Annotated in this window: 24 protein-coding genes; 1 reads left to right on the top strand and 23 read right to left on the bottom strand. The window is 41.3% G+C overall.

Going from position 1 to position 23,608, the window contains the following annotated elements:
- Positions 1-13: 13 nt before the first annotated feature.
- The gene (locus ES017_RS04425; RefSeq protein WP_006320322.1) at positions 14-622 is read right to left on the bottom strand and encodes a succinate dehydrogenase cytochrome b558 subunit; all 609 of its coding nucleotides are present in this window, start codon (positions 620-622) and stop codon (positions 14-16) included.
- Positions 623-908: 286 nt separating this feature from the next.
- On the opposite strand from ES017_RS04425, the gene ES017_RS04420 reads away from it, so the two are divergent.
- A complete protein-coding gene (locus ES017_RS04420; RefSeq protein WP_021093828.1) occupies positions 909-1,346 on the top strand; it encodes a YslB family protein in 438 nt (145 codons plus the stop codon).
- 3 nt (positions 1,347-1,349) lie between these two features.
- Here the strand turns inward: ES017_RS04420 and uvrC are convergent, their stop codons facing one another.
- The 22 genes from uvrC to ES017_RS04310 form a co-directional block, all read right to left on the bottom strand.
- Positions 1,350-3,131, bottom strand: a complete 1,782-nt coding sequence (gene uvrC / locus ES017_RS04415) for an excinuclease ABC subunit UvrC (protein ID WP_171334811.1) — start codon at positions 3,129-3,131, stop codon at positions 1,350-1,352.
- A complete protein-coding gene (locus tag ES017_RS04410) occupies positions 3,124-4,524 on the bottom strand; it encodes a glycosyltransferase family protein (protein WP_171334810.1) in 1,401 nt (466 codons plus the stop codon). Before ES017_RS04410 ends, uvrC begins: the two co-directional genes overlap by 8 nt.
- 44 nt (positions 4,525-4,568) lie before the next feature.
- Positions 4,569-5,483: an FTR1 family iron permease gene (locus ES017_RS04405; protein ID WP_009361793.1), complete on the bottom strand. Its 915-nt coding sequence runs from the start codon at positions 5,481-5,483 to the stop codon at positions 4,569-4,571.
- A gap of 18 nt (positions 5,484-5,501) precedes the next feature.
- The gene (locus tag ES017_RS04400) at positions 5,502-6,248 is read right to left on the bottom strand and encodes a hypothetical protein (RefSeq protein ID WP_042534103.1); all 747 of its coding nucleotides are present in this window, start codon (positions 6,246-6,248) and stop codon (positions 5,502-5,504) included.
- Between the two features lie 76 nt (positions 6,249-6,324).
- Positions 6,325-7,047, bottom strand: coding sequence for a glycosyltransferase family 2 protein (locus ES017_RS04395; RefSeq protein WP_021093823.1), 723 nt, complete (start codon positions 7,045-7,047; stop codon positions 6,325-6,327).
- Positions 7,047-8,486 (bottom strand): alkaline phosphatase family protein, encoded by a 1,440-nt coding sequence (locus ES017_RS04390; protein ID WP_021093822.1) that lies wholly within the window; start codon positions 8,484-8,486, stop codon positions 7,047-7,049. Before ES017_RS04390 ends, ES017_RS04395 begins: the two co-directional genes overlap by 1 nt.
- Positions 8,483-9,400 (bottom strand): lysylphosphatidylglycerol synthase transmembrane domain-containing protein, encoded by a 918-nt coding sequence (locus ES017_RS04385; RefSeq protein ID WP_021093821.1) that lies wholly within the window; start codon positions 9,398-9,400, stop codon positions 8,483-8,485. The genes ES017_RS04390 and ES017_RS04385 overlap by 4 nt, the downstream gene beginning before the upstream one ends.
- The gene (locus tag ES017_RS04380) at positions 9,390-10,337 is read right to left on the bottom strand and encodes an NAD-dependent epimerase/dehydratase family protein (protein ID WP_021093820.1); all 948 of its coding nucleotides are present in this window, start codon (positions 10,335-10,337) and stop codon (positions 9,390-9,392) included. Before ES017_RS04380 ends, ES017_RS04385 begins: the two co-directional genes overlap by 11 nt.
- Before the next feature lie 76 nt (positions 10,338-10,413).
- On the bottom strand, positions 10,414-11,622 hold the full coding sequence (locus ES017_RS04375) for a hypothetical protein (protein ID WP_021093819.1): 1,209 nt from the start codon (positions 11,620-11,622) through the stop codon (positions 10,414-10,416).
- A 125-nt stretch (positions 11,623-11,747) separates the two neighbouring features.
- The gene (gene trxA, locus ES017_RS04370; RefSeq protein ID WP_009361800.1) at positions 11,748-12,062 is read right to left on the bottom strand and encodes a thioredoxin; all 315 of its coding nucleotides are present in this window, start codon (positions 12,060-12,062) and stop codon (positions 11,748-11,750) included.
- Positions 12,063-12,208: 146 nt separating this feature from the next.
- Positions 12,209-13,186, bottom strand: coding sequence for an electron transfer flavoprotein subunit alpha/FixB family protein (locus tag ES017_RS04365; protein WP_021093818.1), 978 nt, complete (start codon positions 13,184-13,186; stop codon positions 12,209-12,211).
- 16 nt (positions 13,187-13,202) lie between these two features.
- Entirely contained in the window at positions 13,203-13,976 is a 774-nt protein-coding gene (locus ES017_RS04360; RefSeq protein ID WP_171334809.1) for an electron transfer flavoprotein subunit beta/FixA family protein, read from the bottom strand.
- A gap of 15 nt (positions 13,977-13,991) precedes the next feature.
- A complete protein-coding gene (locus tag ES017_RS04355) occupies positions 13,992-14,759 on the bottom strand; it encodes an enoyl-CoA hydratase (protein ID WP_021093816.1) in 768 nt (255 codons plus the stop codon).
- Positions 14,760-14,796: 37 nt separating this feature from the next.
- Entirely contained in the window at positions 14,797-15,378 is a 582-nt protein-coding gene (locus ES017_RS04350) for a fatty acid metabolism transcriptional regulator FadR (RefSeq protein WP_021093815.1), read from the bottom strand.
- Positions 15,379-15,474: 96 nt separating this feature from the next.
- On the bottom strand, positions 15,475-17,151 hold the full coding sequence (locus ES017_RS04345) for a long-chain-fatty-acid--CoA ligase (protein WP_021093814.1): 1,677 nt from the start codon (positions 17,149-17,151) through the stop codon (positions 15,475-15,477).
- A 201-nt stretch (positions 17,152-17,352) separates the two neighbouring features.
- Entirely contained in the window at positions 17,353-17,760 is a 408-nt protein-coding gene (locus ES017_RS04340) for a DUF350 domain-containing protein (protein WP_009361806.1), read from the bottom strand.
- An 11-nt stretch (positions 17,761-17,771) separates the two neighbouring features.
- A complete protein-coding gene (locus ES017_RS04335) occupies positions 17,772-20,117 on the bottom strand; it encodes an endonuclease MutS2 (RefSeq protein ID WP_171334808.1) in 2,346 nt (781 codons plus the stop codon).
- A gap of 19 nt (positions 20,118-20,136) precedes the next feature.
- Positions 20,137-21,846 carry a DNA polymerase/3'-5' exonuclease PolX gene (gene polX / locus ES017_RS04330; RefSeq protein ID WP_171334807.1) on the bottom strand — a complete coding sequence of 570 codons (1,710 nt, stop codon included), beginning with the start codon at positions 21,844-21,846 and terminating at the stop codon, positions 20,137-20,139.
- A gap of 49 nt (positions 21,847-21,895) precedes the next feature.
- The gene (locus ES017_RS04325) at positions 21,896-22,435 is read right to left on the bottom strand and encodes a CvpA family protein (RefSeq protein ID WP_171334806.1); all 540 of its coding nucleotides are present in this window, start codon (positions 22,433-22,435) and stop codon (positions 21,896-21,898) included.
- A complete protein-coding gene (gene zapA, locus ES017_RS04320) occupies positions 22,428-22,703 on the bottom strand; it encodes a cell division protein ZapA (protein ID WP_077427917.1) in 276 nt (91 codons plus the stop codon). Before zapA ends, ES017_RS04325 begins: the two co-directional genes overlap by 8 nt.
- A gap of 122 nt (positions 22,704-22,825) precedes the next feature.
- Complete coding sequence (locus ES017_RS04315) at positions 22,826-23,380, bottom strand: DUF6036 family nucleotidyltransferase (protein WP_171334805.1); 555 nt, start codon at positions 23,378-23,380, stop codon at positions 22,826-22,828.
- Positions 23,367-23,588: a hypothetical protein gene (locus ES017_RS04310; protein WP_216367438.1), complete on the bottom strand. Its 222-nt coding sequence runs from the start codon at positions 23,586-23,588 to the stop codon at positions 23,367-23,369. The genes ES017_RS04315 and ES017_RS04310 overlap by 14 nt, the downstream gene beginning before the upstream one ends.
- Positions 23,589-23,608 lie beyond the last annotated feature (20 nt).

The following is a 23,608-nucleotide window of genomic DNA, read 5'->3' as shown; positions in this document are numbered from 1 at the left end:
TCAATGTTGTGGATTAAACGAATGCTAAAATCGCGCGTATACCAACGATCGAAAGCGCGACAAAAATCCCCATTGTCACGTATGTAGAAATTTGTTGTGAACGAGGAGTCACTGTAATACCCCAGCTAACAAAAAACGACCATAGCCCATTTGCAAAGTGAAATACCGCAGAAACGATTCCAACAATATAAAATGCAAGCATAAACGGGTTCGCAACGATGTTCGCCATCATATCATAGTTCACTTCCGCACCAAATGCAGCTTGAACGCGCGTTTCCCATACGTGCCAGACGACGAAAATGAGCGTAATAATCCCCGTTAAGCGTTGCAACATAAACATCCAGTTACGAAAATATCCGTAACGACTGACATTGTTTTGTGCCGTAAATGCGATATATAGCCCATAGATGGCATGAAATAATAGCGGAAGAAAAATAACGAAAATTTCTAAAAAGTAACGAAACGGTAGCTGCTCCATAAAAGCGGCCGCCTTGTTAAATGCGTCTGCTCCTCTTGTTGCAAAATGGTTAACAACTAAATGCTGTGTTAAAAACAGCCCGACTGGAATGACTCCGAGCAATGAATGGAGTCGACGATAAAAAAACTCTCGATTTTGTGCCATACATAACCCCCCTTGAAATTGTCATCTTCCTTTTCTATGAGCTCCCATCCGCATCTACTAGACAATGAACAATAGAAGTGTAAACACTTCCATTTCCATTGATCATTGTCACATTCATTGTACTCCCAGAATGTAGGAGCGTCAAGAAAAGGTGTTCACGAAATGTTCAATCATTTAAAATTTTAAAACAACTATACTTCTAGTGAAGTCCGAAATAAAAGAAAAGTCAATACTGTTTTTCATGTTGTTGTGCGCTATAATGAAAAAATAGAGAGGGGAATTGAACGTGAGCGGGCATGAACAGTGGAAACAAATGAATATTTCTGCTTTTAGCGACTTTTTATTTCGGCAAGAATTGTTGCCAAATTTGTTCGGAAAAGAAACGCCATTTATTTTGTATTGGGCAGGAAAAGATTTAGCGAGAAAATACCCGCTAGCTACAATCGATGATGTCATTGCTTTTTTTGAACAAGCGGGTTGGGGAAATTTATCGTTGCTTGAAGAGAAAAAAGATCAATGTGAACTTCGATTAGAAGGACCGCTCGTTGCGATGCGGTTCGATTATAGTGAAGAGTGCACATTTCAACTTGAGGCGGGCTTTCTTGCCCAACAGTTTGAACAGCAAAAAGGATATGTCACAGAAGCGTTTGAACAGCAAAAGCGGCGCGCTAAAACCGTTTTATTCACAGTCAAATGGGACCGAAAAGATGAAGCTGACCGATGACGGTCAGCTTTCGTACGTTTGAAGCGTTTCGTAAATTTTTTGTGCCACATGTTTTGGAATGTTCGCTTCTTGAAGCTGTTCAACCGTTGCCTCTTTCATTTTTTTAATCGATCCGAAATGTTGCAATAGCGCTTGTTTTCTTTTTGCACCAACTCCCGGAATTTGATCGAGAATGGAATGAAACGCAGATTTTGAACGAACTTGCCGATGAAATGTAATCGCAAATCGGTGCACTTCTTCTTGAATGCGCTGCAGCAAATAAAACTCTTGACTATTTTTCTCTAATGAAACGATGCTCGGTGGATCACCAAAAAGGAAATGGGATGTCCGATGTTTCTCGTCTTTCACTAACCCAGCGATCGGAATTGATAACCCAAGTTCGCATTCCAACACTTCTTTTGCGGCTTGTATTTGCCCTTTTCCTCCATCGACAACAATGAGATGAGGGAGCGGTAAACGTTCGCGTAATACACGAGTATAGCGTCGGCGAATGACTTCGCGCATCGACTCGTAATCATCTGCCCCTTGCACCGTTTTTATTTTATATTTACGATATTCTTTTTTTTCCGGCTTTCCGTCAATAAATACGACCATGGCGGCAACAGCGTCTGTTCCTTGAATGTTTGAATTGTCAAACGCCTCAATCCGATGAGGTGTCGGAATCCCGAGCGCTTCACCTAGCCGTTCAACCGCGCGAATCGTTCGTTCTTCGTCACGTTCAATTAAAAAGAACTTTTCTTGCAGCGCAATGTGCGCATTTTTACAAGCTAAGTCGACGAGTTCTTTCTTTTTGCCGCTTTTCGGCTGTGTAACGTTCACATCGAGCAATTTCGCCGCCATTTCTCCATCGATTTCTCGTGGCAATACAACTTCGCGTGGCTTTAAATGATAATGTTTACTGTAAAATTGACCTAAAAACGTTAAAAATTCTTCTTCCGGCTCTTGGTACAGCGGAAACATCGACACGTTTCGTTCGATGAGCTTCCCTTGTCGAATAAAAAATACTTGTACGCACATCCATCCTTTATCGTACGCATATCCAAAAATGTCGCGGTCAACGAAATCGTGTAAAATCATTTTTTGTTTTTCCATTAATGTTTCGATATGCGAAATTTGGTCGCGGTATTCTTTCGCCCGCTCAAACTGTAACTGTTCCGCCGCTTCCATCATCTTTTCTGTCAATGTCTCTTTGACTTCTTTATAGCCGCCGTTTAAAAAGCGCGTAATTTGTTCAACAATTTGTTTATTTTCTTCTTCCGATACGTGATATTCACACGGTCCTAAACATTGTCCCATATGATAATATAAACAAACTTTTTTCGGCATCTTCTCACATTTTCTTAACGGATATAAACGATCGAGCAATTTTTTCGTTTCATGTGCCGCTTGGGCGTTTGGATACGGGCCGAAATATTTCCCTTTATCTTTTTTCACCGTACGCGTAATGATCAGACGCGGATGCGTTTCCCCAGTAATTTTAATAAAGGGATAGCTTTTATCATCTTTTAACATGACGTTATATTTCGGATCGTATTTTTTTATTAAGTTCATTTCTAAAATGAGCGCTTCTAAATCGGAAGATGTCACGATATATTCAAAATCAGCAATTTCATTCACTAAGCGAAGTGTTTTTCCGTCATGTGTGCCTGTAAAATAAGATCGAACACGATTTTTCAACACTTTCGCTTTTCCAACGTAAATGACTGTTCCGTGTGCATCTTTCATTAAATAGCAGCCCGGCTGATCGGGCAAAATCGCTAACTTTTCTTTTAATCGCTCATTCACGTTCTTCCTCCTCTCGCCATTCATATACTGTGATGCGCCCATATACAGGATCAGATAATAAGCTCGATTCATACGTCCGAATCGGGCGAATATATGGACGAACGTCTATCCCTTGCGCTTGAAACCCTTTGACGACATGATCAGTCACATACACTTTCGCATGTGAAAATGCGGCTTTGTCACGTTGAAAAACATGAAATGAAAACACACGTTCATGAGGAAAAGAAACACATAAATACTCAAGAACACGCGTCTCTTCCCACGTAAATAAAATAAGCGGTTGTTCTTTCTGTTCAAAATCATACGCCAACTGATACGTCGCTGGCAACTGTGTCGCTTGATGGTTTACCCCTTGGATGCCGATTACCGTTTGAGAAACGAGTAAAGCGAGCATAACCGTCAGGCGAAGGCGCGATGTCGACTGAAGGGCACTTGTGAACAAAAAGAATGAAACGATGATGACAATCGGCAATATATGCCTTGGCTTTTCAATATTTTGCGCAAATAGCGCCCAAAGAAAATACGTCAATAAAAGCAAACGATATAAATTCGGAAGAAATATATGCTTCCACGTCATCAAGAACAAAATAACAAAACAACTAAGTAGCCATACAGACTGCTTTGCCATGCCTGTCCAAATGATATTATAAAAAATAAGCATATATACTCGCTGCCAAAACGGCGCTTCATCCGTTGAAACCGTTCCTCCCCATTGTGTAAAATGCCCTGTTACAAACGAAAATGCAAGCTGCCAAAAACCTTCTCCTTCTGTTGCAGCCACTGCACTGATCCAAATGAATTGAAACGCAACCGCTGCCAAACTGTATAACAGAAGCTGTTTTAAACGATACCTCCGCTTCCACCAAACATATAATATACCAACGCCAAAAGGAATGTATGATAATCGAATACCAAGCATGATGCTAAATAATAATAACGGTAGCCATTGCACGTGAACACGGTCCGAGCGAAGCGCCCGTTCTAAACTCCACACATACCACCATAAAAGAGCGAGAGCACTCCCCTCCGACATCGGTTGTGAAACAATTAACATGACATAGCTAAGCGATTGGACGAGTGCTGTCATGAAGAGCGCATACTTTTTTTCCACGTATGCTTTGGCAAGCAAATAAATAGGAATTGTCGCACTCATCATGAGTAATCCGTTCCAAATCGCAAGCGCTTTGGCAGCATTGTGAACAAACGAATGAATAAGCATGCCACCAAAAATAAAATACGGGTATCCTGGAAAATGTGGTTGCATCGCAAGTAAATCGTATCGATCAAGCGCGAGGGCAAAGTCCACTTCATCCCACGTTGCTGCAAACGGGCTGGCATAGACGAAATACGATACGCATACGGTAAACAGCACGATGATTGAAACGATTCGCACAATAAACCCTCCTAAGTAAAAAAGTACAAGGCTCCCCTTGTACTTTACATCACTTGTTGTTCAAGCACCTTCTCATTTTTTTCGTTTTTTTCTTCTTTCGCACCATAACGTGTTTTCACAAGTAAATAAATGACGACGAAATAACCAATATATGCTAACACTTCTTCAAGCGATGGCATCGATGAATAACCGAATAACGCCTTGAAGAAAATACCGACGTCGCCAGAAAGAATCGGTTCTTGTCCTGTATCGCGCACGAAATGTTCGTGATCAATTGGATGTTCCGGCATAAACCATGTAATATCGTAAACGTGCGGCATGACGCTACCGATTATTTTTAAATCTTGCAACATTGAAATGCCTTGTACAAGCAATCCAGCTGCAATCAAAATAATAAATGCACCTGTGACTTTAAAAAACGTTTTTAATGGTACGCGCATCGTTCCTTTAAAGAACATGTAACTGACAACAGCAGCGATCGTTAAACCAGTAATGGCGCCCCATCCTTGCACCGCCGCCCCGATGTTTCCACCTGTAATGGCAGCGAAGAAAAAGACCGTCTCCACTCCTTCTCGCAATACAACTAAAAACGAATGCATCACCATGCCAAATACATCGCCTTTAGACACGTATTTACTCATTTTTCCTTCCATACTACTTTTTATATCTTTGCTATGCTCTGCCATCCAAAATACCATTTGCGTCAGCAAGATGGAAGAAATGAAGATGATGCTCACCTTTAAATATATTTCGCTTGCCATCGTGGAAAAACCAGTAAGCACGACTTGGAATAATAATGCGACAATCGCGCTTGCAAACACAGCTAGCCCTGCGCCAAGCCAAACATATTTCACATAACGTGATTGATCAATGCGCTTCAAATACGATGTAATAATTCCAACAATTAATAGCGCTTCTAACGCTTCACGAAACGTAATGAGCAGTGCTTGAACTTCCAACGCACGCGCCCCCTTTCTTTACTTCCGTTTTCTCGCGGCATACACGACAACCGCAACAATAACAGCGATAATAGCAATAATCGGAATCCAGTTTTTCACATCCGACAAATCCGTCCATTCCGTCTTTTTTGCCGCTGCTAATCGATCTAAATCCTCTTCAGTAAAATGACCCGTTTCAATATTTTCTAATTCAAATTGATCTTGCAACGCTTTCAAAATCGTTTGCTTGCTTTCTTTAAATTGATTGATGTTCGATTCTTTCTTTCCTACTCCAAACAATCCCGGATTTCCGAGCGATTGAAGGGCAACATCGAACTGTTGTTTTAATTTTTCATCTAACTCGGCATCGTTTTGTTGTACAATCGGGGAAAGAGCTTTATATGTAGCAAATGCTTTCGCTAATAAACGTTTGCTCGTATCGTAATTATCGAAATTCTTTTCTACATTTGCTAAACGGCGCGCAACGTTTAACACAAGCACTTTTTGCATTGCTGAAACGATCGTATCCTCATCTTTATTTTCAATCGCCTCTAAAATAATCGCAGACGGTTCTGGACCCATATGCATATCAATTTCTTTTTGCACCGTTTCATAAATTGCCTTCACTTCATCGAACTTTCCCTCTTGCGCTTTCGCGACCATCTCTTTATACGCTTCAGCAACCGCTTCTTCGTTCGGATCACCGTATGAGTAAGCGAACGAAGACATAGGGGCTGAAGTAAAAATTAATATCATTGATAAACAAAAAAATAAAAACTTTTTCACTCCGATCTCCTCCTTCGATGATAATGATAATAATTATCATGATTGTTGTCAAGAAAAAATGCTAGAGAATCTCTCTCTAGCGTTGTTGAACAGAGCGCATATACTTTCGTTTTACCGGACGGCACATTTCTTTCACGATCGCAGGAAGAACGTGTTTTAAGTAAGCTGTAAACTTAATAAACGACTGACCTGTTGTCCTCACTTGATATACAATCGGCACTTCTTTTAAGCGGAATCCTTTGCGAACTAAATTTAACGTCAATACTTGAGCGTAGTTGTAATCATGAATAATTTCCGCTTCTTCCATCGCCTCACGTGAAAAAGCCCGCATGCCTGATTGACCATCGTAAATCCATGTTTTTAATAAAATGGATTGAAGCAACGTAAACATATAATTTCCGATGCGGCGATGCCATTTCATCCCATGAATCGTTCCTAAAAAGCGAGAACCCATCGTATAATCCGCTTCTCCACATAAAATAGGCATGATGAGATCTGGGATTTGCTCTGGTGGATATTCATTATCTGCATCAATCATGACACCGATGTCGGCTTCAAGTTCGATGCATTGTTGTAAACCGGTACGTACAGCTGCCCCTAACCCACGATTTCGTTCGTGTCGATAAATGAAATCAGCTCCCGCCTGCTTAGCGACGTCAACCGTACGATCCGTTGAGCCGTCGTCAACAACTAGTACATGCACTTCTATATTCGATCCAATATGTCTCGGAATGCGACGAATGACTTCTCCAATCGCTTCTTCCTCGTTATGTGCAGGCAAAAATACAACGACTTTCATCATCTTCCCTCTTTCTTCAGCGCTTCGACTAACACAGGGCCACGGCTATGGCTCGGATATGGAGCTCCTAACAAATAAGCAATCGTTGGAGCAAGGGAAACGAGGCTATGTTTTTCGTCAATGCGCTTTCCTTTTTCAATCATCGGACCGTACATGAAAAATGGGACATATCGTTCTCCTTCGTCTAAATGGCCGTGTCCACCAATGCCATCTGCTTGTCCATGATCGGCACAAACGATGAGCGTCGTGTTGTCCATTTTCCCTTGCTCATGCAACCATTCAACAAATTGTTGAATGAGCCGATCAACTTCTTCAATTTTTTGCACATACTCATCATAATGTACACCGCGACTATGACCGGTTTGATCCGTTCCAATAAATTGAACAACAAATAAATCTAAATCTTGTTCGGCCATGATTTGTTTCGCTCGCTCCATAATGTTACGGTCTGCCACATCGTTATGCATGACAGCTGTCACTGTTTCGACATCATTTCCTAGGGAATCGACAAGATGAGCGATACCGAGCACTTTTCCTTTTTTCCCTGCTTTTCGAAGTGAATCAAAAATACTTTCTACTCGAATGCCTAACTTCCATACCATATTTGAACGAATACCGTGCTCAAACGGATACGTTCCTGTAAGCATCGACGTAAAACAAACGACCGTCCGAGCAGGATATACTGTTTCCATTTGTGTAAAATCTGTTCCGTTGGCACGGAGCGATTTTAAAAATGGAGCGTTTGCTTGTTCAAAACGATCTTTTCTCATCCCATCAATCACGAGGACGATGACGCGATCACTCAACGGCTTATCATTTGTCGGCACATTGTTCGTGTACTGATCGATGACTTTCGGTTTCCAGTCAAATAAATAGCGATGCAAAACAAACGACCATATGAAAACAAATGCGTAAAAAGCAATGAATGACGGAACATGTACATCATGTTGCATCCCGTATTCCCACATAGAAAGAAGAAGCAACACTTTCGGTAATTGTTCTTGTGCATTTCCGCTTGTAGAGTCGCTATTTTTTAATACGAGTTTCCAAAAGCGAGTGAAGTTCAACCACGTTGTTCCAATGCGTAAATGATAATATAACGTTCCCCAAAAGAAAACGGTAAAAAAGAAGTAGAGACTGACAGCAAGCAAAAGTAAGCTCGTTGGAACGAAAGACCAAATCATTAAAAACATGACGTACGGAACCCATAAATAGTTACGTAAAAATAACGGATAGTCATATACGTAGTACAAAACGAAAAGGGGGATGGTGAGTAAAAAGCTACGAAATAACTTTTCCCCTTCTTCCAACGTCATACCATCAAATAAATGAAAAAGAACGATCGTTCCGATGACAAAAATTGGAGTAAATGGTTTTCCTTCATTTAATAAGTTCCAACATCTTGCCGCTATTTTTTCAAACTTCGATGCTTTTTTCACGCTGCGTCCTCCTTTCGAACGAATGTCCATAATGTCGGGATGCGAAACCATACATATAGTCCGACGACATAAGAAAATAAAAATTTAAACAAATGGGTCACTAACGCAAGGGCGTATGCTTGTTCCCAATACGGATGAATGCGCGTTAACGCAAATGCCATAACGGCTTCATACGTAGCTAATCCTCCAGGAGTCATTTGAAATATTTGTCCTCCAACGGTCATACTATTTACCCATAACGATTGAGCAAATGAAAGTGGAAAGGCAACCATTTTCGCCATTTCAAACAAAACGACAGCTTCACATATCCAACTGAAAACAACAGCAACAACAATCGGCACAAAGCGACGGCTTTTCCATATCATGTTCCAATGTTGTTTATGTTTTTGTAGCCATGACAAGTCGATGCGTCGAAGGACGAAAAACAACATAACGATACCGCCGAAAACGAGGGGAAAAATAACGGCGGAACGAATAACGGTGTGCATATAAACGACTGCACCAAAAAAAGCAAAGAAAAATAAAACAAGCAAATCGAGAAGGCGTAATACAATGACAGACTCGGCAACAATCGCAAACGAGATGCGATCTCGCCTTGCGCATATGCCAATGCGAGCAGCATCGCCAATTTTAATCGGAAAAATGTGATTGATAAATAAACTAGCAAATAACCCATCGATACACGTTTGAAAACGAGCCTGAGGCAAATACCATTTCCATGCCATTGCACGCAAAACAAAGGCAAGCCCATACATGATGAACATATAACTTGCATGCCACGGTTGCGAAACAAGCGTGTGCATAAGATCGAACAACAGTTGGGCATTAAAATGTTGAACAGTCATCCATATAAACATTGCAATAAACAGAAAGCTAATGAGCCGTATCACGATGTTGATTTGTTTATTTTTCATATTGCTTCGCCCATTCAATCGTCTTTGCTAATCCTTCTCGTAACGATACGCGCGGCTCATATCCGAGCTGTTCTTTCGCTTTCGTAATATCCGCCCATGTAGCGACAACATCGCCAAGCCGAGAAGGTTCGTAATGAATGCGCATATGTGGAAAATGAGCTTGGAACTCTGCAAGCAACTGCTTCATCGTCACCGGTTGACCAGCCCCAAGGTTAAACACATCACTTGCCCCTTTCCGATCTAGCGCTCGAATCATTCCATCAACAATGTCATCAATAAACGTATAATCGCGAGCGGTATGTTCACCGTAAACGGTAATCGGCTCGTCGCGCAACAATTGACGAATAAATTTGCTAATGGCCATATCCGGCCGCCCCCACGGTCCGTATACAGTAAAATAACGAAAAATCGTCATCGTGTAACCGTATATATGCGCATATGCATGGCAAAACGATTCCGCACTATATTTTGCCGCTGCATACGGGGAAACGACTTGTCCATTCGCCATATCTTCTTTTAATGGCTGAAACGCTTGATCGCCGTACACAGAAGAAGAAGAGGCGAACAACACATGCTCAACCTCCGCCTCCCCTGCTGCTTGCAATACGTTTACTGTCGCTTTCACATCGTAGTCAATATACGCAAGCGGCTCCGTTAATGATGGCTGTACGCCAGGTAACGCTGCTAAATGAAACACAACATTAGGGCGGTGATGTAAAAAAATTTGTTTTAAAACATCCGCTTGCAAAATATCTACATCGTAAAAGTGAAAAAAACCGACGTCTTTTATTTGTTGAAGCTGACGCTGTTTCCGATATGTTGAGTAATATGGCTGGAAGTTGTCGATCACAACAAGTTCATGTCCAAGTTCAAGCATTTTTTTTCCTAGATGACTACCAATAAATCCTGCTCCACCTGTGATACATACTTTTGCCATTTATCTGACTCCCTCATCGTTTATGCGCTACTATTGTATCATAATAAAAAAGCCGCGTGTTATGCGCGGCTCTTTTTTATTGAATGATCGCACTGACAGCATCAAGCACAGCTTTGCTATGTTGAGCAGCTTCATCTTTTTTGTTTTCAGCAATGGCGTTATACCATTTTTCTGCAGTAGCAAACACGTCTGCAGCCTTTTGCTCACCTAATTTTGCTTTCACATCTAATTCGATCGCCTTTAAGAACATGTTTCCTTCTAACGCTTTTGCTTTCGCTTCGACAACGTTATTTTCGTCTAACTGTGCCGATGCTTTTTCATGATAGCCTTTCATTTTGCCAAACAACGCTTTTGCATATAATGCGCTTACTTCTTCTGCTTTAATGTTTTTGTAATCATTATTCAATGATAAAATCTCATCTAAACGAGTTGTTGCAGCTTCATCTCCTTCAGCTAAAGAGCCTTTGATCGCTTGTAAAAAGCCCCACGCTTCTGCTTGTTGACCTTTTAGCTCATCTTCTGCTTTACCTTCTTTCACACCTGCTTCAATTTTTTCAGCATATGATTTTGATGCTAAATAGAAGCTGCGATAGATCGATTTATCCGTTAACTGAATGTACACTTTAAAATCATCTACGTTATTTGCTTTTAACGCTTCTTCTTGCGCAGCTAAACCAGCGTTAATGCTTTGCTCAAGGCTAGATTCTCCTGTTAATTGATAATATTCATCACGTTTCATCGCTGTTGGAACGAAAATTTCCGCTGCTAGCAACTTAATTTGTTCGAACAATGTTGTCGCTTTTTGTTGGTCGCCAGCTTCAAGTGCAGCTACAACGTCTTTTTGCAATTTCTTTTGCAACTGATAAAAATACGACTGCGTCACTTTATCTACAATTTGGCGCGCTGGATGTACGTTTAGCTCTCCGCTTTTTCCACCTTGAATCGCTGCTTCAATCGTTTGGGCAAATGTACCATCTAGTTCGTTAATTGGCTTTTGTAGTTGCTCTGTATATGTTTTTTCCACAAGGCTCCAATCAACTGGTTGTCCTTCTTTCGCTTTTTCTGTTTCTGCTTTGATCGCTTTATAAGCATCAATGAACGCTTGAACGTTTACTTGCTCTTCTGCTTGCTCAGGTTCAGCTTGTTGTTGCTCTTCTTGTTTTTCCTCTACTTTTGTTTCTTCCTTCTTCTCTGTCGTTTCCGTTTTTTGTTGGCCGCAACCTGCAAGCACTCCACCTGCTAATAAAAACATGGCAAATACAGCTTTTAATTGACGTTTTTTCATTTCGTATGTATCCCCCTTTTTTGATAACGATTTTCATTAACCGTTATCATTATAGTAGAGAACGATTTTCAATGTCAATATAAAATTTCAAAAAAAATACCTCGGGTTTCTCCGAGGCATGTCGATTATAAATGTTTGCTTAAAAGACCAACAAGCGCTTCTTTTGGCTGGAAACCAACTGTTTTGTCGACAACTTCACCATTTTTAAAGACAAACAACGTTGGGATGCTCATAACGCCAAATTTTCCAGCTGTTTCTGGGTTGTCATCGACGTTTACTTTCACAACCTTCACTTTGCCGCCAAGCTCGCGATCAACTTCTTCTAATACAGGTGCAATCATTTTGCAAGGTCCGCACCAAGGTGCCCAAAAGTCAACGAGCACAACTCCTTCTTTTACTTCATTTACAAACGTTTGATCTGTTGCATTTACAATTGCCATGTTTCATTCCTCCTTAAGCATTTCAGTTCCATGCACATAGTATACCATTGAACGTATTCATTACGCCAATCTTTTGCTTCGCTTCTACTATTTCCTTGTCGTTAAAAAATATGCTGAAAAGAAAAGGCAAAGCATCATGCTCTGCCTTACGAATGTACTTTTAATTTTTTAAACTCCTCAATTAAAAGCGGAACGACTTCAAATAAGTCACCAACGATGCCGTAGTCTGCTACTTTGAAAATGTTCGCTTCTGGATCTTTATTAATCGCTACGATCACTTTCGAGTTAGACATGCCTGCTAAATGTTGGATAGCACCAGAAATGCCGCATGCAATATATAAATCTGGTGTAACGACTTTTCCCGTTTGACCGATTTGAAGAGAATAGTCGCAATATCCTGCATCGCACGCCCCACGCGATGCCCCAACCGCACCGCCAAGCAAGTTCGCTAACTCTTTCAATGGCTCGAATCCTTCGGCACTTTTGACGCCACGTCCTCCAGCAACAATCACCTTCGCTTCAGATAAATCGACACCTTCTGCTGTTTTTCGCACAACGTCACGAACGATTGTGCGTAAATCCTTTATATCTACTTGCACGTCAACGATCGCACCTGTACGACTCTCATCTTTTTCAAGTGGAGCGATGTTGTTCGGACGAACGGTAACAAACATGAAACCATCTGTAACAATTTTCTTTTCAAACGCTTTACCCGAATAAATTGGTCTCGTAAAAACGATATTTCCTCCCGTTTCTTCAACAGCAACAACGTCGGACACGAGACCAGACTGCCATTTTGCAGCAAGTTTTGGCGATAAATCTTTTCCAAGCGCTGTATGTCCGAATACAATTCCTTCTGGCTTCTCTTGCTCGACAACCGCTTGCAACGCTTGAGCATAACCGTCTGGTGTATAAGCCGCTAATTTTTCATGCTCGACAACAATGACACGGTCTGCACCGTAAGCAATGAGCTCATTCGCTAATGAGCGAACGCTCGCTCCGACAACGACAGAAACAACCTCTCCGCCTTCCGCGATCGTTTTTGCCGCAGCAATTGCTTCAAACGATACGTTGCGCAACGCTCCATCGCGCACTTCAGCTAATGTTAACACTTTTCTTGCCATAATCCCCATCCCCCTATTAAATGACTTTTGCTTCCGTATGAAGAAGTGAAACGAGTTCTTTTACTTGCTCCGAAATGTCACCTTGTAAAATTTTCCCCGCTTCTTTTTTCGATGGTAAAAAGATTTCAATCGTTTTCGTTTTCGCTTCGACATCTTCTTCTTCCAAATCCAAATCATCAAGCTCTAATTCCTCAAGCGGTTTCTTTTTCGCTTTCATAATGCCCGGCAATGACGGATAACGCGGTTCATTTAAACCTTGTTGCGCCGTCACTAATAACGGTAACGATGTTTCAATCACTTCTTCGTCCCCTTCAACATCGCGCACCACTTTCACATTTGTTCCATCAATTTCTAGTTTCGTAATTGTCGTTACGTAAGGAATGCCTAACAATTCAGCAACGCGTGGGCCGACTTGACCTGAACCACCGTCAATCGCTACGTTCCCTGCTAAAATTAAATCGGCTTCTTTATCTTTTAAATACTCCGCAAGCACTTTTGCCGTTGTATATTGATCGCGGTTTTCTACATCGTCTTCAATGTTAATGAGCACCGCTTTATCGGCCCCCATCGCAAGCGCTGTGCGAAGCTCTTTTTCCGCATCTTCGTTCCCGACGGTGACAACTGTCACTTCTCCACCGTGTTGATCGCGCACTTGAATCGCTTCTTCAATCGCATATTCATCGTACGGATTAATGATAAATTCCGCACCTTCTTCACTTACTTTCCCATTTTGAATCACAATTTTTTCTTCCGTATCAAATGTACGTTTCATTAATACGAAAATATTCATGCTTCTCTCCCCCTCTTATTTTCCTCGGAACTGTGGTGTCCGTTTTTCAATAAATGCAGAAATACCTTCTTTCGCATCTTCCGTGACAAATACTTGCCCAAAAAGTTGCGCCTCTTTTTCCACACATTCGTGGAACATTTTTGTTCTTGCCTCATTAACAAGCTGCAATACCGCTTGAACAGAAATCGGGCTCTTTTGAGCAATTTTTTGTGCAAGTTGCTTTGCTGTATGAAGCAACTGTTCTTCTGGCACCGCTTGATTTGCTAGCCCCCATTGAACAGCTTCTACTCCTGTTATCGGTTCGCTTGTCCACATCATTTCTAACGCTTTTGCCATACCGACGTGGCGCAACAAACGCTGCGTACCTGCAAATCCAGGAATAATGCCAAGCTGTAGTTCTGGCAAACCAAGTTTAGCAGTTTCAGATACGATGCGCAGATGGCAACTCATCGCCAACTCTAAACCTCCACCGAGTGCGGCACCGTGAATGGCCGCAATAATCGGTTTCGGAAACTGTTCAATTTTCTCCATCACTTGTTGCCCTGCACGAGCGAGTTCAGCCGCTTGTTCGCTCGCATCAATCGCTGTAAATTCTTTAATATCCGCACCAGCTGAAAAAAATCTTCCTTCCCCATGAAGAACAATGACACGCACTTGATCATCTTCTTTTAGTGTATCAAGCCGTTCTGAAAGCTCTTTCAAAACAGAAGAGGCTAAGGCATTGGCTGGCGGACGATGAAGCGTCAAAATTGTCACATACCCCTCTTGTTGAACGGAAAACATGTTCCCCCTCCTTCGTATATATCCGGAAGGTTGTTGTTTATACACAACAACCTTTCGTTAACAACTGATGAACCGGTCTTGCTAATGCGACAAGATCATATTTTTGCTCATTCATTACCCATGTCGTCACCATTTCGTCAATGGTTCCGAAAATCATTTGACGCGTAAGCCGTACGTCTAAATCCGAACGAAATTCCCCTTTGTCAATCCCTTCTTGTACAATACGATCGACTACTTTCAAATATCCTTTCAAAATTTCGTTAATTTTCAGACGTAACGATTTATTCGATTGTCGAAGTTCCAATTGGGTAACGATTGCTAAATGCGGCTCTGCCGCTAACATTTGAAAATGTTTTTGAATCAACAAGAACAACTTCTCCGACGGACTCGAAATTCCTTCTATTTCTTCTTCAATTTTTTCGATAAAATATCCCATTTTTTCTTGAAACAACGAAATTAAAATATCTTCTTTATTTTTAAAATACAAGTAGATCGTACCATCCGCTACACCCGCTTGTTTCGCAATTTTCGAGACTTGCGCTTGATGGTAGCCATTTTCAGCAATGACGATCACAGCTGCATCAATAATTTGTTTAAACTTCGGTTTATCGCGTTTCAACTTTGCATTCTCCCTTTCAAAAATATGAATGAACAATCATTCATATTTTTATTTTAAAGAGAGGTCAAAAGCGTGTCAAGAAAAAACGTGCAAAGGTTATTTTTGCTTTTCTTTTTCTTCTTCAACAAGCGCACGGCGCAATATTTTTCCGACTGCTGTTTTTGGCAATTCTTTTCTAAATTCATAAATGCGTGGCACTTTATATGCCGCCAATTTACTTCTCATAAATTGGTCAAGCTCTTCTTCTGTGCACTGTTCTCCTTCTTTCAGCACAATAAATGCTTTTACCGTCTCACCGCGATAAGCATCAGGGACACCAATGACGACCGCTTCTTGCACTTTCGGATGCTCATATAACACTTCTTCTACTTCGCGCGGATATACGTTATAACCGCTCGCAATAATCATATCTTTTTTCCGATCTACAACAAAGAAATAACCTTCGTCGTTCATATAGCCTAAGTCACCTGTATATAGCCATCCGTCCCGAAGCGTCGCAGCCGTTTCTTCTGGGCGATTCCAATACCCTTTCATCACTTGCGGTCCACGAACAACAATTTCTCCGATTTCATTTACATTTGCCCGCTCACCTGTTTCTAATGAAACGATCATCGCCTCTGTATCTGGCCAAGGCACACCGATACTTCCTTTGATTCGTTTTCCATCCCAAATGAAATTGGAATGCGTCACAGGGGATGCTTCTGTTAAACCGTATCCTTCAATAATTTTTCCGCCTGTTACCGTTTCAAATTGTTCTTGCACTTCAACTGGAAGTGGAGCTGAGCCGCTAATACATATTTTAATCGATGATAAATCGTATTTTTTCAAACTCGGGTGGTTCAGTAGCGCGATGTAAATTGTTGGCGCCCCCGGAAATAGCGTTGGCCGCTGTTTTTCGATCGTTTTTAACGTCGTTTCAACATCAAACTTTGGCAATAAAATCATTTTATATCCTTCCATAATGGATAAGTTCATGACCGCCGTCATCCCATATACGTGGAAAAACGGAAGCACTCCGAGAATCGATTCATTGCCGCGCTCACATTTATACATCCATTTTGTACACATAAACGTGTTTGCTGTTAAATTATAGTGTGTAAGCATGGCCGCCTTCGGAAATCCTGTCGTTCCACCTGTATATTGAAGCAGAGCAACATCTTCGACCGGATCAACATGCGCTTCTTTTACTTTTCCACTCGCTAACGATAATGCTTTCGTAAACAAATGACAATCTCCTTCATGTTTGACGCGCACAATCATTCCTGTTTGTTTCTTTTGTACAAACGGATATAATACGTTTTTCGGAAACGGTAAATAATCTTTTATACTTGTAATGATCATATGTTCAACATTTGTATGCGCTTTCACTTTTATGATTCTTGGATAAAGTAAATCAAGAGCAATAATAATTTTTGCACCGCTGTCATTTAACTGATATTGCAACTCTCGCTCGGTATATAGCGGATTTGTTTGCACGACAATACCACCTGCAAACAAAACGGCATAATAGCTAATGACCGCTTGAGGACAATTTGGCAACATAATCGATACGCGATCGCCTTTTTCTAAACCGAGCTGTTGCAAATACGACGCTAACTTGATCGCTTGCTCATATATTTCTTTGTACGTCAACTCCTTTCCTAAAAAGTGAATCGCTGTTTTGTGCGGAAACTGCTCCGCCGCTTCTTTTAAAAATTGTTGCAACGGCTTGCGCGGATAATCAATTGAATGAGGAACTTGCTGAGGATATAACGCTAGCCATGGCTTCTCCATTTCTCTTCCCCCTTTTACTATAAGATTATTTATATTTTATAATATTTTCTGAAATTTTTGTATCAAAAAAATTAAAAAATAAAAAAAGGTGCCTACTGACACCTTTTATGCAAAAAACGTAAGGTATATGACACCTATAAGTAAAAATACACCGCACAATACAAGCAATACTTTCGCTAACGTTTCCATTTCTTTCTCCTCTCACCGTATACTTGCTCCGATGACAAACGACAAACCGATGGAAATGACCATCGAAATAAATCCTACCGCGCGATTATCGTTGGCAATTTCATCGTCAATGTTAAACTTTGGTGTTAAAAACTCATAAATAAAATAACCGACTAAAAGCAAAACAAAGCCATAAATCCCCCAACCGATCATCGTTAATAGTGAATCGTGATGATCGATTGAATAACGAAAAATATTCGCAATACCAAATATTTTTCCGCCTGTCGCCATCGCTACCGCCATATTTCCTTTTTTAATTTCTTCCCAGTTTTTATATTTCGTCACAAGCTCAAAAATAGCTAAAAATAAAACTAAACATAAAATGACGACACTAAAATTGGCAGCAATATGAATCATTTCATTTTCCCAAAAAGCGCTCATAGTTCCTCCTGTCATCGTAATTCGACAATGGTGACGCCTGTTCCCCCTTCAGTCGCTTCACCAAACCGAATGCTTTTCACCGAACGATGATTTTGTAAATATTGTTGCACCCCTTTTCGAAGTGCGCCTGTTCCTTTTCCGTGAATAATGGACACGCGTGGGTACCCTGCTAATACTGCGTCATCAATATACTTTTCAACGCGAAGCAACGCATCTTCATATCGTTCACCACGCAAATCTAGCTCAAGCGGAACGTGATAATCGCGTCCTTTCACCGTCGCAATCGGCTTTGTCTCCATTGGCGTTGGACTGCTTACATACTGCAAATTTTCTTCATCCACTTTCATTTTTAAAATACCGATTTGCACAAGCCACTCTTTGTCGGATACTTTCTCAATCAACTGCCCTTTTTGATTGAGGTGGGTGACTTTCACTTCATCACCAGGTTGTAAAGGTTGCTTTTCTTTCTGCACTCGCTTTTTCTTTTTCGTGTCGATTTGTGGTATAGCTTCTTCTAGCTTTTTACGCGCATCGATGAGTTCATGTTCTTTCATCGCGACCGCTTGTTGTTTTTGCATCTCGCGAAGGTTTTGAATGACTTCTTCTGCGGTTTTCATCGCTCTTTTCACAATCAGTTCTGCTTCTTCTTTCGCTTTTTCTAGCAAACGATCACGTTGTTCATGCCATTCGTTCCACTGCTTTTCTAATTCGTTTCGCAACTGTTCCGCTTCTTGACGAAGTTTTTCTGCTCGCTCCCACTCTTCTTCTGCCCGCTTTTTACTTTGCTCTAGAGAAGCAATCATATTTTCGACTTCATTGTTTTCCGCACTAATATACGTGCGTGCGCGCGCAATAATATGTTCATCTAATCCGAGCCGACGAGAAATATCAAGCGCATTGCTTCGACCGGGAATACCGATCAATAGTTTATACGTCGGACTTAACGTTTCGATGTCAAATTCAACGCTTGCATTCATCACACCACGACGATTATAGCCGTATGCTTTTAATTCAGGATAGTGTGTTGTCGCTACGACGCGGGCGCCACGGTTATGCACTTCATCTAAAATAGCAATGGCTAACGCTGCACCTTCTTGTGGATCCGTTCCTGCACCAAGCTCATCAAATAAAACGAGGCTATGCTCGTCCACCTGTTTTAAAATCTCAACAATATTGACCATATGAGAAGAAAACGTACTTAAACTTTGTTCAATCGATTGCTCATCTCCAATATCGGCATACACCGAACGAAATACGGCCAGCTGCGATCCGTCTAAAGCGGGTACTTGCAATCCAGCTTGCGCCATGACAGTAAACAAGCCAATCGTTTTTAACGTGACCGTTTTTCCTCCTGTATTCGGTCCTGTAATTACCATTGTCGTATAGTCGCTCCCTAGTTCAATATCGTTTGGAACGACTTGATCAGGTGGAATAAGCGGATGTCGGGCTTGAATGAGCCGAATATATCCGCGCTCATTCATCTTCGGTTTTGTTGCTTTTATCGCTTTTGCGTATTTTGCCTTGGCAAATAAAAAGTCAAGCTGTGCAAGCAATTCGACGTTTCTAATAATTATTTCCGCCTGCTCTCCCACAGAGGCAGATAATTCACTTAAAATCCGTTCAATTTCTTGTTTTTCTTTTACACGCAATTGTTGCAGTTCATTGTTTAGTTCTACAACCGATTGCGGCTCGATAAATAACGTAGCCCCAGATGAGGACTGATCATGTACAATTCCACCATACGTATGACGATATTCTTGTTTGACTGGAATGACGTACCGGTCGTTACGAATCGTAATGATTGCATCCGACAATGTTTTTTGCGCGGATGATGAGCGAATAATGCTCTCTAACTTATCGCGCACTCGTCCTTCAATCGTACGTAGTTGGTGGCGCAGCGAACGAAGCCGGTCACTTGCTTCATCAAGCACTTCCCCGCTTTCATCAATACAACGATATATATGTTGCTCAAGCTCAACGAGTGGGACGATTTGCTCGGCATATGCGATCATGTGCGGAAGCTCTGCCTCGGTCCCTTCTAAAAATTTTTTTAACTGTCTTGCCGCTCGCATCGTACTCGCGACATCGAGTAGCTCATGTGGACTGAGCGTTCCTCCGATGCTTGCACGTTTCGTTTGCATCCGTACGTCAAATATACCACCAAGTGGGACGTGACCACGTAAGCGAAGAACCGTTGCTGCTTCGTCCGTTTCTTCTTGCCAGCGCACCACTTCTTCTACATGTGATGATGGCATAAGCGCTACGACTTTTTCTTTTCCTAACGAGGAAGATACATATTCCGCAAGCTGTGCTTTCACTTTATCAAACTCAAGAATGTGTAATGTTTTTCCATGCACCAGGTAACCCTCCAGCTGTTTATTTTCGCAAAAAAGAGATAAGTTGTTCGATCTCCCATGTATTGATGACGGTTTCTTTCCGAATCCAACCTTTTCGAGCAAACGCCACTCCAAGCTCCATATCATCAAGCATACGAACGTTGTGTGCGTCTGTATTAATCGCTATTTTCACACCAAGCTGTTGCGCTTTTTGTAAATAGGTGTACGTTAAATCGAGACGATGTGGGTTGGCATTTAGCTCTAGCACCGTATTTGTTTCTTTCGCAAGCTGCAACAATTCGTCTATATTTACAGCGTATCCGCTTCGCTCCCCAATTAATCTTCCTGTCGGATGAGCGATCATATGAACGTATGGATTCATAAGTGCTTCTTTTAGACGTTTCATAATCGCTTCTTCTGGTTGTGAAAAAGCAGAATGAATGGAAGCGATAACAAAATCGACCGTTTGTAATACATCATCCGCAAAATCTAACGTTCCATCCGGTAAAATATCCATTTCAATGCCAGATAAAATAACAAAGTCATCGTATTGTTCGTTCAGGCGAGCAATTTCTTCTTGTTGCCGTTTTAATCGTTCGACAGTTAACCCATTTGCTACTTTTAAAAACTGCGAATGATCGGTAATCGCGATGTAGCGATATCCTTTTTTTCGACATGCTTCCGCCATTTGTTGAATCGAAAACGCACCGTCGCTCCATGTCGTATGCATATGTAAATCGCCGCGTATATCGGATAAAGAAAGGAGCGGCGTGCCGTCATATGCATCGACTTCTATTCCGCTTTCACGCATTTCTGGTGGGATGAATGGCAAATGAAAGTGGGCAAAAAATTGCTCCTCTGTCGTAAACGTTTTCACTTCGCCTGTTTGAATGTTTTCAACACCGTACTCACTAATTTTTTCACCGCGCTCCTTTGCTAATTGGCGCATGCGGACGTTATGGTCTTTTGATCCGGTGAAATGATGAAGCGTTGTAGCAAAATGTTTAGGAGAAACGAGGCGAAAATCGACATTGACAACATAATCGTATTGCAATTGCAATGATACTTTCGTTTCCCCATTTGCGACAACGTCATAAATATGTTCGAGTTGCAACAACTGCTTACGAACGAGCGCATCGTCTGTTGTTGCAATAATAAAATCTAAATCTTTGATCGTCTCACATACGCGCCGTAAACTACCTGCTCGTGAAAACTGAATAATGCCAGCGAAGTTTTCTAGTTGACGCTCGATGTCGGAAGCAACTTCCAACATAAACGCAATCGGCAACCGCTCAGGGCGTGCATTCATGTGGGCAAGTGCAGCTAAAATATTTTCTTCAGTTTTTGCACCGAAGCCGCTTAATTGTCGCACACGTTGGGCTAAACATGCTTCTTTTAATGTTTCTATATCGGTCACGCCTAGCTCATGATACAGTTTGGCAATTTTTTTGCCGCCAAGTCCCGGCAATTTTAAAAGTGGAAATAACCCTGCGGGAATTTCTTTTTTTAACTGTTCAAGCACATCACTCGTTCCCGTCTGCAACCATTGCTGTAAAACCGCAGCTGTTCCTTTTCCGATGCCAGCAATGGACGTAAAATCATCAATGTCGGTCAAAGCACGTTCATCACGCTCTAGCGCTGAAGCTGCTTTACGAAAGGCGGATACTTTAAAAGGATTTTCTCCTTTAATTTCCATATACAAAGCGATCGTTTCAAGCAAACGAATCGCTTCTTTTTTATTTTTTTCCATCTCATTCCCTTCCTTTCGACGAAAAAACTTCTCTCAAACGGAGAAGTTTTTAAGCCATATATTGCACAAGCATATGTTTCACAAAATTTGATAAAATCGGTGTGTGTTTGACGATGAAACTAGCGATGAATGAGTTGTGAAGCGGTTGTTGAATTGCAGAAACAGGAACAAGTGCACTCACATATAAAAGCACAAATAAAAGCAAATACACTTCCATAAATCCAAGCGCTCCACCTGCCCAGCGGTTGACGCTTTTTAAAAGCGGCAGCTGAGCGACGAAATCTAACATTGAGCCGATCATTTGCATCACAATTTTCGCAGCGAAAAATAAAACAGCAAACGCAATCGCACGATAGTACGCTTCATCTAAATTTGTGCTTTCAATGAGCAATTTCATCGTTTCGCCATCACCGAAACTCGGATATGGCACCCATAATTTTAGTCTTGGTGCTAGTTGATCATAATAGTTATATGCAACAATAAACGCGATCAAAAAACCGGTCATATGAATAAATTGCAAAATAAATCCTCGTTTCAATCCAATCATCAGTCCCATGAGAAGGATGAAACAAATAAGCAAATCAATCATCGCTGTCATCATCCTTTTCTTTATTCATTTTTCGCAAAAGGCGTTCGTATTCATCTTTTAGTTTAATATATTCATGAACGATATTGACTGCCGTTAATACAGCGAGTTTACTCGTATCAAGCGTCGGATTTTTGGCACTAATTTCACGCATTTTGTCATCGACAATGGAAGCAACAAGCCGAATATGACTGGAGCTTTCCGTTCCGACGATCGAATATTGTTGTCCGTATATATCTACCGTAATACGCGTTTTTCTCTGCTCCGCCAAATTATTTCCCCCATTCATCCGATCTCCCGTTTCGGCAAAATTCTACCTTTTATCTTAACATGATTTGTAGATACATGAAAAGATATACGAAAAGAAGAGCGGGCATCAACACCCGCTCTCATCTAAAACCATTGCTCCAGTTGTTCTCTCGTTCCGTCTTTTTTCGCTACTTGTTTCATATATGCCCAATCCAGCCGCTCTTTATGAAGAAGAACCATTCTTTTTGCCCATTCGCAATCGGATTTCGATTTCCAATGGACACATGCGCGCAGGCGATCTAATATAATGTCTTCAATTCCGATGACATATACATGCAACCCATCTTCTAACTTCAACTCAATTACTTTATCATCATCAGCGTCCTCTAACATATCATTTGGGATTTCCACACTAACAAACAATTCATCATGATACCAATGTCTTCCTGACGGAGTGAAACCAAGTTGATGAAGCAATTGTCCCGCTTTTTCACGATCACTAACAATTAAATCGATGTCTACGGTCGTGTAATCTCCACGCGTATATATTTCAACCGCAAGCCCGCCAACAATAATCGGACGTATGCGATGTGGCTCCAACAGCTTCGTTAAAATGGCTGTAACTTGAACCATTTTTTCAAACGATGTTTTCGTTCGAAGCGACTGAAGTTTTTCTTTCGCCTCTTTAATCGAACTCATAATACCACACTCGTTCGTTCAAATATTTAATTTTTCCTTCTTGCTCCGCTTTTTTCCATCGTCTTATGCATAATTCATCTAATATACGCATTTCCTCTTTGTCGCGTGGACGTAAACGTACATGTTGCTCTCTTCCATCTTTTAATATATCTCGTTCCACATTTCCTTTGCGTGAAAAAATCCAATCGTTTAGTTCAGACATATTCATTTTTCTCACTTCGTTTCACT

Origin of the sequence: Anoxybacillus sp. EFIL (assembly GCF_013096955.1) — a bacterium.
GTDB lineage: Bacteria > Bacillota > Bacilli > Bacillales > Anoxybacillaceae > Anoxybacillus > Anoxybacillus ayderensis.
Note: the sequence above shows the minus strand (reverse complement) of the source record. Positions and strands in the feature narration are given on the sequence as shown.